At 69.8% G+C, this 14,657-nt stretch carries 6 protein-coding genes and 1 tRNA gene; 1 reads left to right on the top strand and 6 read right to left on the bottom strand.

Annotated elements, in window-relative coordinates:
- Positions 1–61: 61 nt before the first annotated feature.
- The 4 genes from IEY91_RS05970 to IEY91_RS05955 form a co-directional block, all read right to left on the bottom strand.
- Positions 62–943, bottom strand: a complete 882-nt coding sequence (locus tag IEY91_RS05970; protein WP_189173153.1) for a helix-turn-helix domain-containing protein — start codon at positions 941–943, stop codon at positions 62–64.
- A gap of 247 nt (positions 944–1,190) precedes the next feature.
- Entirely contained in the window at positions 1,191–3,977 is a 2,787-nt protein-coding gene (locus IEY91_RS05965) for a DNA translocase FtsK (protein ID WP_164319823.1), read from the bottom strand.
- 212 nt (positions 3,978–4,189) lie between these two features.
- Positions 4,190–4,873: a response regulator gene (locus IEY91_RS05960; protein ID WP_164319826.1), complete on the bottom strand. Its 684-nt coding sequence runs from the start codon at positions 4,871–4,873 to the stop codon at positions 4,190–4,192.
- A 264-nt stretch (positions 4,874–5,137) separates the two neighbouring features.
- Positions 5,138–10,657, bottom strand: coding sequence for a HAMP domain-containing protein (locus IEY91_RS05955; protein ID WP_189173152.1), 5,520 nt, complete (start codon positions 10,655–10,657; stop codon positions 5,138–5,140).
- A gap of 262 nt (positions 10,658–10,919) precedes the next feature.
- On the opposite strand from IEY91_RS05955, the gene IEY91_RS05950 reads away from it, so the two are divergent.
- Positions 10,920–13,580, top strand: a complete 2,661-nt coding sequence (locus tag IEY91_RS05950) for a SpoIIE family protein phosphatase (RefSeq protein ID WP_229696741.1) — start codon at positions 10,920–10,922, stop codon at positions 13,578–13,580.
- 88 nt (positions 13,581–13,668) lie between these two features.
- Here IEY91_RS05950 and IEY91_RS05945 read toward each other — a convergent pair.
- Both IEY91_RS05945 and IEY91_RS05940 read right to left on the bottom strand, forming a co-directional pair.
- Positions 13,669–13,741 (bottom strand) — tRNA-Thr (locus tag IEY91_RS05945).
- Between the two features lie 87 nt (positions 13,742–13,828).
- Complete coding sequence (locus IEY91_RS05940) at positions 13,829–14,488, bottom strand: DegT/DnrJ/EryC1/StrS family aminotransferase (protein ID WP_164328150.1); 660 nt, start codon at positions 14,486–14,488, stop codon at positions 13,829–13,831.
- Positions 14,489–14,657: the final 169 nt, after the last annotated feature.

Here is a 14,657-nt window from a genome sequence, read left to right as displayed (position 1 = left end):
TGCGTCGGCGCCCGCCGCCAGGGTTCCTGGTGCTCGCGACGGGCGCTCGGGACGGAGCAGGTCAGCCGACTTCCGGGTCACCCTTCGTGTACGAGAGGCGCTCGACCTGGCCCGGTTCGAATTCGTTGTCGACGGGCTTGCCGTTCACGAACAGCTTGATCGCGCCGGCGTCGCCGAGCACGAGATCGATCTTCTGCTTGTCCTGGAAGGTCTTGGTCTCGCCCTGCTTGAGCAGGCCGTCGAACAGCTGCCGGCCGTTGTGGTCCTTCACGGAGATCCAGCTGCGGCCGTCGGCGGCGTCGACCTTGACGGTCACCTTGTCCCGCGGCACCCCGGCGACGGCGCTGTCCGAGGGGTCGGGCTTGGGATCGGCGGGCTTGCTGCCGGTGGGCTTGGGCGCGGCGGTCTTGCTGGGCGTGGAGCCCTCGGCGACCTGCTGGCCGCCGTCGCTGTCGTCGTCGCCGCTGAAGGCGGTGTACCCGACGAAGGCGATCACGGCGACGATGGCGGCCACCATGGCCGCGGTCCAGTTCGGCCGGCGCGGGTCGGAGCGGATCCGCTCGGCCTCGAACAGCGGCGCGGCCGGGGTGGGCGCGGGCGGCCTGCCGCCGTGGCCCTCGTCGTAGCGCGCGATCAGCGGGGCGGGGTCGATGCCGACGGCACGCGCGAGCGTACGGATGTGCCCGCGCGCGTAGACGTCGCCGCCGCAGCGCGAGAAGTCGTCCTGCTCGATCGCGTGCACGATCGGGATGCGCACCCGGGTGGACGTACTGATCTCGTCGACGGTCAGCCCCGCGTCGACACGCGCCTGCCGCAGGACGTGCCCGACCGAGGGACGGTCTTCCGCGGGCCGCTCGGCCGCGGGGCCGTCCTCGGGGAGGGGGTTCTCTGTGGGGCGGGCGTCTGAAGGGTGGTCGTCTTCAGGGGAGTTGCCGATGGACACGGGTGCGCCTTTCGAGCGTGTAGCCACCTGCCGGACATTCAGTCTAGGGGGGCCGAGAAAGGGTGGGGCAACCGGGCGGACGGACTTTGTACGCCATCAGAATGGCCGGACATCCTGATGGTGGGACATGCTGGTGTTCTTCCCCTCAACTTGACGTGAGGCGAAGAGAAACGGTTGCGTGCGTTCTCAGACGGGTCAGCCGTCATCCGTACGGGTGAACCGGCTCCGTACGAATCAAACCACTCCGTCAGTCAGCCTCCCCGCGGATCACCGCGAGCACTCCATCCAGCTCATCGGGTTTCACAAGAACGTCACGTGCTTTGGAGCCCTCGCTCGGTCCGACGATGTTCCGCGACTCCATGAGGTCCATGAGACGGCCCGCCTTGGCGAAGCCGACCCGCAGCTTGCGCTGGAGCATCGACGTGGACCCGAACTGGGTGGAGACGACCAGCTCGGCGGCCTGGCACAGCAGGTCGAGATCGTCGCCGATCTCCTCGTCGATCTCCTTCTTCTGCTTGGTGGCCACGGTGACGTCGTCGCGGAAGACGGGCGCCATCTGGTCCTTGCAGTGCTGGACGACCGCGGCGACCTCGTCCTCGGTCACGAAGGCGCCCTGCATACGGGTGGGCTTGTTGGCGCCCATGGGCAGGAACAGGCCGTCGCCCTTGCCGATCAGCTTCTCGGCGCCCGGCTGGTCGAGGATGACGCGGCTGTCGGCGAGCGAGGAGGTCGCGAAGGCGAGCCGTGAGGGAACGTTTGCCTTGATCAGGCCGGTCACGACGTCCACGGACGGCCGCTGGGTGGCGAGCACCAGGTGGATGCCGGCGGCGCGCGCGAGCTGCGTGATGCGGACGATCGAGTCCTCGACGTCGCGCGGCGCGACCATCATCAGGTCCGCCAGCTCGTCGACGATCACCAGCAGGTACGGATAGGTCCTGAGCTCGCGCTCGCTGCCCTCGGGCGTCTTGAGCTTGCCGTCGCGCACGGCCTGGTTGAAGTCGTCGATGTGCCGGTAGCCGAACGCCGCGAGGTCGTCGTAGCGCAGGTCCATCTCGCGTACGACCCACTGGAGCGCCTCGGCCGCGCGCTTGGGGTTGGTGATGATCGGCGTGATCAGGTGCGGGATGCCCTCGTACGCGGTGAGCTCGACGCGCTTGGGGTCGACGAGGACCATGCGGACGTCCTCGGGGGTGGCCCGCACCATGATCGACGTGATCAGACAGTTGATGCACGACGACTTGCCGGAACCGGTGGCTCCGGCGACGAGGATGTGCGGCATCTTCGCCATGTTGGCCATCACGTAGCCGCCCTCGACGTCCTTGCCGAGCGCGACCAGCATCGGGTGATCGTCCTCGGCGGCGTCCGCGAGCCGCAGCACGTCGCCGACCTTGACCATCTCGCGGTCGGTGTTCGGGATCTCGATGCCGACCGCGGACTTGCCGGGAATGGGCGAGATGATCCGCACGTCCGGCGATGCGACGGCGTACGCGATGTTCTTGGCGAGGGCCGTGATCTTCTCGACCTTCACGGCGGGGCCGAGCTCGACCTCGTAGCGCGTGACCGTCGGCCCGCGCGTGAAGCCGGTGACGTCGGCGTCGACCTTGAACTCGGTGAAGACGTTCGAGAGCGAGTCGACGACCGCGTCGTTGGCGGCGCTGCGGGCCTTGCCGGGGCCGCCGCGCTCCAGGAGGTCGAGCGAGGGCAGCGAGTAGGTGATGTCTCCGGAGAGCTGCAGTTGCTCCGCGCGCGGGGGCAGGTCGCGGGGCGCGTCCGGAGCCTCCTTGGTCAGGTCGGGGACGCCGGTGCCCGCGGGCTCCTTGGGCGGATTCCGCCGGCCGGCCACGGGGGCGCCCGCCGCCGGGGCCCCGGTCGCGCGGGCGGGCGGCACCGGCGCGGACCGCTCCTGCTCGTCCCGGTCCACGGAGACGCCGTGCGTGAGGTCGGCGACCAGGGCCGAGGGCGGCATGCCGTGCATCACGGCCCCGTCGAGCGCCGCGGCCGCGGCAGCGGCCACGTCCACGGCGTCCATGGGCCGGTCCATGTCGGGCTGCACGGAGGCGCGACGCGGCCTGCGCCGCTTGGACAGGGCCGCCTCCTCGGCCTGGTCCGGCGAGGGCTCCTGCGGGCCTCCTGCGGGCTTCCTGCGGCCTCGGGGGCGCGCGGGCAGGGCCTCACGCCACTGCTCGTCGTACCGCTCGTCGTCGGAGTACTCGCCGTATTCGCCGTACTCCCCCGCCTCCCCCACGGCGGGCTCGCCCTCGAGGACGCCGAGCCGCACGCCGAGCTTTCGCAGCCGCTGCGGAATGGCGTTGACGGGCGTGGCCGTGACGACCAGCAGCCCGAAGACCGTCAGGAGCACAAGCAGCGGCACGGCGAGGACCTCGCCCAGCGCCTTGTTCAGCGGAGTGGACGCGCCCCAGCCGATGAGCCCGCCCGCGTCCCTTATCGCCTGCATGCCGTCCCCGCGCGCGGGCGAACCGCACGCGATGTGCACCTGGCCGAGCACGCCGATGACGAGCGCGGACAGGCCGATCACGATGCGGCCGTTGGCGTCGATCTTCTCGGGGTGCCGGATCAGCCGCACGGCGATGGCCGCGAGCAGTATCGGAACGAGCAGGTCGAGCCGCCCGAAGGCGCCGGTCACCAGCATCTCGACCAGGTCGCCCACGGGGCCGCGCAGATTGGACCAGGTGCCCGCGGCGACGATCAGCGCGAGGCCGAGCAGCAGCAGCGCGAGGCCGTCCTTGCGGTGCGCGGGGTCGAGGTTCTTGGCGCCGCGTCCCACGCCGCGGAACATCGCGCCCACCGCGTGCGCGATGCCGAGCCAGATGGCGCGCACGACGCGGTAGAGACCGTTGGTCGGGTTCGGCGCCGGCTTCGGGGCGGGCTTCTTGGCCGCGGCCTTCTTGGCGGGAGCCTTCGCCGCGGACTTCTTCGCGGGCGCTTTCTTGGCGGCGGCCTTCGCCGGAGCCTTGGTCGGCGCGGCCGCCTTCTTCGCGGGCGTCTTCTTGGCTGCGGGCTGACGTGAGGCCATGGGGTGAGGTTACCGGGGGAGACGACTGTGGACACGTGTGCCTACTGCTTCACCCGTCTGTGTCGCCCTTGTCGGGGAGGCGAACTGACGGGTGCTCACAGCGGACGTACGGAACCTGCGCTTCCGTTCACCGCGCGGACGTACGGAATTGTCGATTCCGTACTCAGCGCGGCGTGCGGAGCCTTCGGCGCGGTGTGCGGCCTTCGCCCGGGTCAGTTCTGTGACGGCACCGAGGGCGCACCGCTGCCGGTGCCAGGCTCCAGGGCGTCAAGAGCCCTGCGCAAACCGGTCAGTTTGCGTTCGAGATGGGCTGCCGTGGCGACGGCGGCGGCGTCCGCCGAGTCGTCGTCGAGCTGCTTGGAGAGCGCCTCGGCCTGCTCCTCGACGGCCGCGAGACGCGCGGACAACTCGGCAAGGAGACCCGCAGGCTCCTTGGTGTCCGCGGCCGCGGCCTTGGCGCCGCCCTCGAGCTGGAGGCGCAGCAGCGCGGCCTGCTCACGCAGTTGGCAGTTCTTCATGTACAGCTCGACGAACACCGAGACCTTGGCGCGCAGCACCCACGGGTCGAAGGGCTTGGAGATGTAGTCCACGGCGCCCGCCGCGTACCCCCGGAAGGTGTGGTGGGGTCCGTGGTTGATGGCGGTGAGGAAGATGATCGGGATGTCCCGGGTCCGCTCCCGCCGCTTGATGTGCGCGGCAGTCTCGAAGCCGTCCATTCCCGGCATCTGGACGTCCAGCAGAATGACCGCGAAGTCGTCCGTCAGCAGCGCTTTGAGCGCTTCCTCCCCGGACGATGCCCGCACCAGCGTCTGATCGAGCGCAGAGAGGATGGCCTCCAGCGCCAGCAGATTCTCCGGCCGGTCATCGACCAGGAGGATCTTGGCCTTCTGCACCATGGCCCGCCCTCCTCGCCCCGGCGGTACACCGGGCGCCGCCCCAGAGGACGGCTCCCTTGCGCCGCCCGTCCTTGTGCCGGTCATGGTAGCCGCACCCCGCCTGTCGCCACACCCTGTCACCGCGATGTCACTGTGCACGTAGCAGAAACGCCGCGGCGGACCAGAAGGTTCCCCGAATACCGCGGTTCTACACGACGTCGGCCACACTCTGTCAGCAACTCCGCGTAATGGTGCGGCTTCTTCCCGACTCAGCGAGCCGCCGCGTCACTCCCCGCGCATCCACTGCCCCATCACCGACAACAGATGATCGGGATCGACCGGCTTGGTCACGTAGTCCGACGCCCCGGAGTCGATGGCCTTCTCCCGGTCGCCCTTCATGGCCTTGGCGGTGAGCGCGATGATCGGCAGCCCGGCGAACTGCGGCATCCTGCGGATCGCCGTCGTCGTCGCGTAGCCGTCCATCTCCGGCATCATGATGTCCATCAGCACGACCGTCACGTCGTCGTGCTGCTCCAGGACTTCGATGCCCTCCCGGCCGTTCTCCGCGTACAGCACGGACAGGCCGTGCTGCTCCAGGACGCTGGTGAGCGCGAACACGTTCCGGATGTCGTCGTCGACGATGAGCACCTTCTCACCGCTGAACTGCAACCGCACGCGCGGGGCCGGCGCCTCCTGGCCCGCGCCGTCCTGCCACTGCTCCGGCGTCCCCGCGGCCCCGGTCCCGGGCTGCCCCGGAAGGGCCCGCGACGGCTCCCCCGCGGGCGGCGCGGACCGGCGGCGGCGCCGGAACAGCTCGGCGGTGCCAGGGGGTGCCTGCGGGGGCCTGGCGGCGGGCGAGCGGGACTCCGGCCGCTCGCCGTTCTCCGTGGGCTCCAGGGCCTCCAGAGCCTCCAGGGCGGGCAGTTCGGCCGCCGTGGGCGACGGCGGGAGCTGGGCGTAGCCCTGCGGCGGCAGTTCGCTGAGGTGCAGGGGCAAATACAGCGTGAAGGTGGAGCCGCGGCCCGGCTCGCTCGCCGCGTGGATCTCGCCGCCGAGCAGCCGCGCGATCTCCCGGCTGATCGACAGGCCGAGGCCCGTGCCGCCGTACTTGCGGCTGGTGGTGCCGTCGGCCTGCTTGAAGGCCTCGAAGATCACCCGCATCTTGCTGGCCGCGATGCCGATGCCGGTGTCGGCCACGGAGAACGCGATCAGGTCGGCGTCGGCGTCCCGCAGCGAGCCGGCCTCCAGAAGCTGCTCCCGGATGGCGTTGGGCACGTCGTTGTTGGCGAGCCTGATGACCAGCTCCACCGCCCCGGAGTCGGTGAACTTCACCGCGTTGGCCAACAGGTTGCGCAGCACCTGAAGGAGTCGCTGTTCGTCCGTGTGCAGCGTCGCGGGCAGCTCCGGCGACACGCGTACGGAGAAGTCGAGCCCCTTCTCCGCGGTCAGCGGGCGGAAAGTGGCCTCTACGTAGTCCACGAGTTGGACGACCGCGATGCGCGTCGGGCTGACGTCCATCTTGCCCGCCTCGACCTTCGACAGGTCGAGGATGTCGTTGATGAGCTGGAGCAGGTCCGAGCCCGCGCCGTGGATCGTCTCGGCGAATTCCACCTGCTTGGGGGTGAGGTTCGCGTCGGCGTTGTCGGCGAGCAACTTGGCGAGGATCAGCAGGGAGTTGAGCGGCGTACGCAGCTCGTGCGACATGTTCGCGAGGAACTCGGACTTGTAGCGCATCGAGACCGCCAGCTGTTCGGCGCGCTCCTCGAGGACCTGGCGAGCCTCTTCGATCTCGGTGTTCTTGACCTCGATGTCGCGGTTCTGCTGGGCGAGCAGCGCGGCCTTGTCCTCCAGTTCGGCGTTGGACTCCTGCAGCGCCTTCTGCCGGTTCTCCAACTCCGCGGAGCGCTCGCGCAGTTGCTCGGTGAGCTCCTGCGACTGCTTGAGCAGGATCTCCGTCTTGGTGTTGACGCTGATCGTGTTGACGCTCGTCGCGATCATCTCGGCGATCTGGCTGAGGAAGTCCTTCTGGATCTGCGTGAACGGCTGGAACGACGCCAGCTCGATGACCCCGAGCACTGTGCCTTCGAAGAGCACCGGCAACACGATGACCTGCGCCGGCGGCGCCTCACCGAGCCCGGAGGCGATCCGCAGATAGCCGGACGGCGCGTTCTCCACGAGGATGGTGCGCCGCTCCTTGGCGGCCGTCCCGATCAGCGTCTCGCCGGGCCTGAACGACGTCGGCATCGATCCCATCGAATAGCCGTAGCTGCCGAGCATGCGCAGTTCGTACGCGTCCTCGTCAGCGCTGAGGTCCTGCGCGTCGTCGGTGGGCATGGCCAGGAAGAACGCGCCGTGCTGCGCCGAGACGACGGGCGTCAGCTCGCTCATGATCAGCGAGGCGACGTCCTCCAGGTCGCGGCGGCCCTGCATCAGGCCGGAGATCCGCGCCAGGTTGCCCTTGAGCCAGTCCTGTTCCTTGTTGGCGAGGGTGGTGTCGCGGAGGTTCGCGATCATCGTGTTGATGTTGTCCTGGAGGACCTGGATCTCGCCCGCCGCGTCCACGTCGATCTTCAGGTTGAGGTCGCCGCGGGTCACCGCCGTGGCGACGGCCGCGATGGCGCGCACCTGCCGGGTGAGGTTCCCGGCCATCTCGTTCACGGACTCCGTCAGGTCGCGCCAGGTGCCGTCGACGTCCCGCACCCGAGCCTGCCCGCCGAGCTGGCCCTCGGTGCCCACCTCGCGCGCCACACGCGTCACCTGGTCGGCGAACGACGACAGCTGGTCGACCATCGTGTTGATGGTGGTCTTGAGCTCCAGGATCTCGCCGCGCGCGTCGATGTCGATCTTCTTGGTGAGGTCGCCCTTGGCGATGGCCGTGGTGACCATCGCGATGTTGCGCACCTGACCGGTCAGGTTGGACGCCATCCCGTTCACGGACTCGGTGAGGTCCTTCCACGTGCCCGAGACTCCCGGGACGCGGGCCTGCCCGCCGAGGATGCCGTCCGTACCCACCTCACGGGCCACCTTGGTGACCTGGTCGGCGAACGAACTCAGCGTCTTCACCATCGTGTTGAAGGTGTCCGCGAGCTGCGCGACCTCGCCGCGCGCCTCGATCGTCACCGTCTTCGTGAGGTCGCCGTTGGCGACGGACGCGGCGACCTGCGAGATGTTCCGCACCTGCATGGTCAGGTTGTTGGCCATCAGGTTGACGTTGTCGCTCAGGTCCTTCCAGATGCCCGTGACGCCGACCACCCGCGCCTGGCCGCCCAGCTTGCCCTCCGTGCCCACCTCGCGGGCCACGCGCGTGACCTGCTCCGCGAACGACGACAGCTGGTCGACCATCGTGTTCACGGTCGTGACGAGCTCGAGGATCTCGCCCTTCGCGTCGACGGTGATCTTCTTGGACAGGTCGCCCATGGCGACGGCCGTGGTGACCTCGGCGATGTTGCGCACCTGGAGGGTGAGGTTGTTCGCCATGCCGTTCACGGACTGCGTCAGGTCCTTCCACGTACCCGACACGCCCTGCACCTCGGCCTGCCCGCCGAGGATGCCGTCCGTACCCACCTCGCGGGACACCCGCGTCACCTGCTCGGCGAAGGCCGACAGCTGGTCCACCATCGTGTTGAGGGTGTTCTTCAGCTCCAGGATCTCGCCCCGGGCGTCCACGTCGATCTTCTGCGACAGGTCACCGCGCGCCACCGCAGTGGCGACCTGCGCGATGTTGCGCACCTGCGCGGTGAGGTTGCCGGCCATGCCGTTCACGGAGTCCGTGAGGTCGCGCCACACACCGGCCACGCCGGGCACCTGCGCCTGGCCGCCGAGCCGCCCCTCCGTGCCCACCTCGCGCGCCACGCGCGTCACCTGGTCGGCGAACGCGGAGAGCTGGTCGACCATCGTGTTGATGGTGTTCTTCAGCTCCAGGATCTCCCCGCGCGCGTCCACGTCGATCTTCTGCGACAGGTCACCGCGCGCCACCGCCGTCGTCACCTGGGCGATCTGACGCACCTGCGAAGTCAGGTTCCCCGCCATGAAGTTGACGGAGTCCGTGAGCTCCTTCCACGTACCGCTGACGCCGTCCACGCGCGCCTGGCCGCCGAGGCGCCCCTCCGTGCCCACGTCCCGCGCCATCCGCGTCACCTGGTCGGCGAACGACGACAGCTGGTCCACCATCGTGTTCACGGTGTTCTTCAGCTGAAGCATCTCTCCGGAGACGTCGACCGTGACCTTCTGGGAGAGGTCGCCGTTCGCCACCGCCGTCGTCACCTGCGCGATGTTGCGCACCTGCCCGGTGAGGTTCCGGAAGGCGGTGTTCACCGAGTCGGTGAGGTCCTTCCACGTCCCCGCGGCACCCGGCACCTGCGCCTGCCCGCCGAGCTCCCCCTCGACACCGACCTCACGCGCCACCCGCGTCACTTCGGCACCGAACGACGACAGCTGGTCCACCATCGTGTTGACGGTGTTCTTCAACTCCAGCATCTCGCCCGCGACATCGACGGTGACCTTCTGCGACAGGTCGCCGTTCGCCACCGCCGTCGTCACCTGCGCGATGTCGCGCACCTGAGTCGTCAGGTTCCTGAAGACCGTGTTGACGGAGTCGGTGAGGTCCTTCCACGTCCCCGCCGCACCCGGCACATTTGCCTGCCCGCCGAGCTGCCCCTCGGCGCCCACCTCGTTGGCGACGCGCGTGACCTCGTCCGCGAACGTACGCAGCGTCTCCGTCATCTGGTTGATGGTCTCGGCGAGCTGCGCCACCTCGCCGCGCGCGCTCACCCGCACCTTCTGCGACAGATCGCCGTTCGCGACGGCCGTCGTCACCTGGGCGATGCCCCGCACCTGCGCGGTCAGGTTGCCCGCCATCAGGTTGACCGAATCCGTGAGGTCCTTCCACACGCCCGCGACGCCCGGCACCTGCGCCTGCCCGCCGAGCTCACCCTCCGTGCCGACCTCCCGCGCGACCCGCGTCACCTCGGAGGAGAACGAGGAGAGCTGGTCCACCATCGTGTTGACGGTGTTCTTCAGCTCCAGCATCTCGCCGGCCACATGCACCGTGACCTTGCGCGACAGATCACCCTTGGCGACCGCCGTCGTCACCAGGGCGATGTCCCGCACCTGCGCCGTCAGCCGGTACGCCATCGTGTTCACCGAGTCCGTGAGGTCCTTCCACGAACCGGACATACCGCGCAACCGGGCCTGCCCGCCCAGCTTGCCCTCCGTGCCGACCTCGCTGGCCACCCGCGTGACCTCGTCGGTGAACGTCGAGAGCTGGTCCACGAGGTTGTTGACCGTGCGGCCGACCTTCAGGAACTCACCGCGCAGCGGATGGCCGTTGCCCTCGTCGAGCTGCGCGCGCAGCTCCATGCGCTGCTCCAGGTCGCCCTCCGCGACGGCGGACAGCACCCGGCCGACCTCGGAGACGGGCCGTACGAGATCCTCCACGAGCGCGTTGGAGGCGTCGATCGCCGCCGCCCAGGAGCCCTCCATGGCCCCGCCCTGCAGCCGCTCTGTGAGCTTTCCCTCACGCCCCACCGTGCGCCGCACCCGCGACAACTCACCGGTGAGATGCAGATTGCGGTCGGCGACCTCGTTGAAGACGGCGGCGATCTCCGACATCACGTCGTCGCCCGACACCGTCAGCCGCTTGCGGAAGTTCCCGTCCCGCATCGCCACAAGCGCGACGAGGAGCCTGTTGAGGGCCGCGGCGTCCACCGTGGCCGTCGTCCCGTTGCGCGGCTTGCGCTGACTGTTCAGGGACCGTCCGTCTTTCGCGCGCGCCTTAGAGGTCCGCGTCGCAGCGCCAGACTCCACTGTGTCCCTCCCGCAAGGGTCGACCTACTGCTGGGGCTCCATCTGAAGCCTGTCCAGTGTTTCACCATGGCCGAACCAGGCCATAACAGTTCGGCAGCTTCGCACACCGTCCGCACACCCTCCGGGCGGAAAGACTGGCGACCGGCATCAGCATGGACGGCGAAGGTAAGTAACCTGGCATCCGGCTGTCCAACCACCCCGGTCCTGCCCGGCCAGGGCGGTGGCACACATATTCAGCGGGCATCGGAGGGGCGGCCGCACCATGGGAGTGCAGATTCCCGGGGGACAACGGACGAGGAGTTCTGTGATCACCGCGCGCGCGGCTGCGACTTTCGAACCCGTGGGGCGTTCCGTCGCGACGGCCCGTTCGTTCGTCAGGGACACACTCCAGGGGTGGGGCTTCACAGACGTCGTCGACGACGCGGTCGTCCTGACCAGTGAACTCGTCACCAACGCCGTCGTCCACGCGGGCACCGCAGCCGACGTCCTGTGCCTGCGCACCGAGGACGCCGTGCGCATCGAGGTCTCCGACCACTATCCCGAGCGCGAGATCCCCCTCCAGAGCTCCCCCGCGACCATGGGCAGCCCCGACCGCGAGGGCGGCCGCGGCCTCCAGCTCTGCGCCGCGCTCGCCACCCGCTGGGGCGTCGACTACACGTCCACGCACAAGCAGGTCTGGTTCCAACTCGACCTGCCCGACCGCCCCGTGGGCACCCGCGCCGCCGGCCCCGCGCTGCCGATCGACCTCCTGCCCCTCACCGACGGCCGCGTCCGCGTCGCCGTCGTACAGATCGACCGCGCGGGCGCCATCTCCGCGTGGAACGAGGACGCCGAGGAACTCTTCGGATACGTCGCCGAGCAGGTCACCGGCAAGCCCCTCACCGACTTCGCCGCCTGGCCGCACACCCCCGGCACCAGCACCGGCATCGTCGACGCCCTCCAGCTCTCCCGCTGGGAGGGCAGCTACGGCATCCGGGACTCGGGCGGCCGCGTCATCCCCGTCTACGCCTCGCACCTGCGCGTCCGCGACACCGACGGCGAACCCTCCACGGTCTGTCTTCTCGTACGTGACGACGAGCGCGCCGTCCTGCAGACCCCGCTGCGCGGCCCGGCCCCCGAGTCCAGCACGCTCAGCGAGCCGCACACCGCCGACCCCTTCGAAATCTTCATCGGCTCCCCCGCGCCCGACGACCTCGACGGCCTCCTCCAGCGCACGGTCGAGCGCGCCCGCGACATGCTCGACGGCGACGCGGCCTTCCTCCTGCTGGCCACGGACGACGAGACGGAACTGGAAGTGCGGGCCTCCACCGGCCTGCCCTCCGCCCGCCAGCGCTTCGCCCGCGTCCCCGTGGAGGCCGGTCCCGGCCGGTACGGCTCCGCGCGGATGCCCGCCGTCCACGAGGACCTCACGGTCGTACCGGGCGCAGTGCCGCTCCTCAACGGCACCGGCATGCGCTCGGTCGTCACGGTCCCGCTGAAGGTCGAGGGCCGCCTCACGGGCTCCCTGGGCGTCGCCGCCGAGTCCCCCGACCGGTACTCCAACGAAGAGGCCCTGCGCCTGCAGTTCGCCGCCGACCGCATCGCCCTCGCCGTCGAGTCGGCCCGCCTCGGCGAGCTGGAGCGCCTGCGCCGCGGCTCGCTGTCCTTCCTCGTGGAGGCGTCCGACCTGCTCGCCGGCACCCTCGACCGCGACCAGACCCTGGCCCTCATGGCCCAGATGACGGTCCCCACCCTCGCCACCTGGTGCGCCGTCTACACGATCGCCGACCAGGCCTCGGAGCCCTACCTCTCGTACGTCCTGCACGAGGACGAGGAGCGCATCGACGGCCTCAAGGCCCTCCTGGTGAAGGTCGACGCACCGGACCCGGTCCCGACCCCGGGCGCCCGCGTCTGGACCGCCCCCTCCGAAGCCGCGCACCAGGCCGCCCTGCGCACGTCGATGCGCAACCTCGGCCTCGGCGAGCCCATGACGGTCGGCTCGGGCATCGGCACGACGCTGTCCACGGCCTCCGCGGTGGGCGGCGAGACGGTCGTCCTGCCCCTGGTGGCCCGCAACCGCGTCATCGGCATGCTCGTCCTCGGCAAGCCCTCCGACGAGCACTTCCGCCAGGAGATCCTGGAGCTGGCCGAGGACCTCTCCCGCCGGGCCGCCCTGGCCCTGGACAACGCCCGCCTGTACTCGGAGCGCATGGCGATCAGCCAGTCCCTCCAGCGCAGCCTCCTGCCGCCCGGCCTGCCCCAGGTCCCGGGCGTGGAGGTCGAGGTCATCTATCGCGCGGCCGGCGAGGGCAACGAGGTCGGCGGCGACTTCTACGACCTCTTCCCGATCCGCGACGGCGCGTACGGCTTCGCGATCGGCGACGTGTGCGGCACGGGCCCGGAGGCGGCCGCGGTCACGGGCCTGGCCCGGCACGCGCTGCGCCTGCTGGCCCGCGAGGGCTTCGGCGGCCCCGCGGTCCTGGAGCGCCTCAACGCGGCGATCCTCGACGAGGGCGCCCGCAGCCGCTTCCTGACGCTCCTGTACGGCGAGTTGTGGCCCCAGGAGGACGGCTCGGCGGTCCTGAAGATCGTCTGCGCCGGCCATCCGCTGCCGCTGCGCCTGCGCCAGGACGGCACGGTCGAGCCGTACGCGGAGCCGCAGCCGCTGCTCGGCGTCATGGACGACCTGGAGCTGTACGAGCAGACGGTGACCCTGGACCCGGGCGACGTGCTGCTGTGCGTCACAGACGGCGTCACAGAGCGCCGTGAGGGCACGCGCATGCTGGGCGACGACGGCCTCGCCGACGTTCTCACCACCTGCACGGGCCTGACCGCGGGCGCGGTGGCGGCACGCATCATGCGCGCGGTGGAGCGCTTCGCGACGGACGCCCCGTCGGACGACATGGCGATCCTGGCAATGCGCGTCCCGGGCCTCGAGGACTGAACCAGCGCCCCTCGTAAGGCATACAACGCGGCCGTACAACAAAAGAAGGCCACCGCCCAAGGACGATGGCCTTCTTCTTTCTTCTCAGAGCCCCCAAGCGGAATCGAACCGCTGACCTTCTCCTTACCATGGAGACGCTCTACCGACTGAGCTATAGGGGCCAGTTGCGCCTTTCGCGGTTTCCCGCGCGGCAACGGAATAGATCATACCCGAACATCAGGCGGGCCCGAACCGCCCTCCCTTGCCCCTCAGAAGGCGGGTTGAAGAAGCCCTCCGAGCGCATTGCACGCCGATACGATCCGCTGCAGTTCCCGTCGGGACAGCGAGGCGTCCACAGGGAGCGCCAGGGTTTCGTCGGCGGCCCGCTCGGTCTCGGGCAGTTCGATGTCGCGCCAGAACTTCGGCGTGCGGTGCAGCGGCGTCTTCACCGGTACGTGGCAGTCGACTCCCCTGGCGCGTACGGCCCGCGCGAAGGCGTCGCGGTCCGGCCGCCCGTTGCCGGGCACCCGTACGACGTACTGGTGGCTGTGTGCGGCGTTCTCGGCCGGCGTTATGACTCCGGTCAGTCGCCCGTTCAGGTAGGTGGCGTAGGCCCGCCGCTGCGGCAGTCCGTCGCACGGCGCGTCCAGCTCGCCCTGTTCGAGGACGAGCAGCCCGTGCCGCTGCCCGACACGTCGCAGGCCTGCGACGTCGGCCTGGTTCCCGAAGCGGTGTACGGCGACGACGGCGGCGGTACGGGCGGTCACGACGGCGTCGACTGCCTCAGGGCTGAGGCAGTACGTCAGCGGGTCGATGTCCGCGAACACGGGCATGGCGCCCGCGAGGACGACGTCCTCGGCGACTTCGGCGTTCCCGTACGCGGGCACGATGACCTCGTCACCGCTTCCGACTCCGGCGGCTCGCAGCATTCCAAGTGTCCCCATGTCGCGGATGTTGGTCGCGCAACGTGAACAGCGAGTGACGGACAACAAAAAAGAGCTGGTCCCTGAACCGAAGTTCAGGGACCAGCTCTTCTACAATTAGTTCGGCGGCGTCCTACTCTCCCACAGGGTCCCCCCTGCAGTACCATCGGCGCTG

The organism is Streptomyces lasiicapitis (genome assembly GCF_014646335.1).
GTDB lineage: Bacteria > Actinomycetota > Actinomycetes > Streptomycetales > Streptomycetaceae > Streptomyces > Streptomyces lasiicapitis.
The sequence above is the reverse complement of the archived record's forward strand: the minus strand, read 5'-3'. Positions and strand labels throughout refer to the sequence as shown.

Bases quoted from the DNA above. Each gene is read 5' to 3' on its own strand.
- IEY91_RS05965 (WP_164319823.1), bottom strand. From the start codon at position 3,977: ATGGCCTCACGTCAGCCCGCAGCCAAGAAGACGCCCGCGAAGAAGGCG.
- IEY91_RS05960 (WP_164319826.1), bottom strand. From the start codon at position 4,873: ATGGTGCAGAAGGCCAAGATCCTCCTGGTCGATGACCGGCCGGAGAAT.
- IEY91_RS05950 (WP_229696741.1), top strand. From the start codon at position 10,920: ATGGGAGTGCAGATTCCCGGGGGACAACGGACGAGGAGTTCTGTGATC.
- IEY91_RS05940 (WP_164328150.1), bottom strand. From the start codon at position 14,488: ATGCTGCGAGCCGCCGGAGTCGGAAGCGGTGACGAGGTCATCGTGCCC.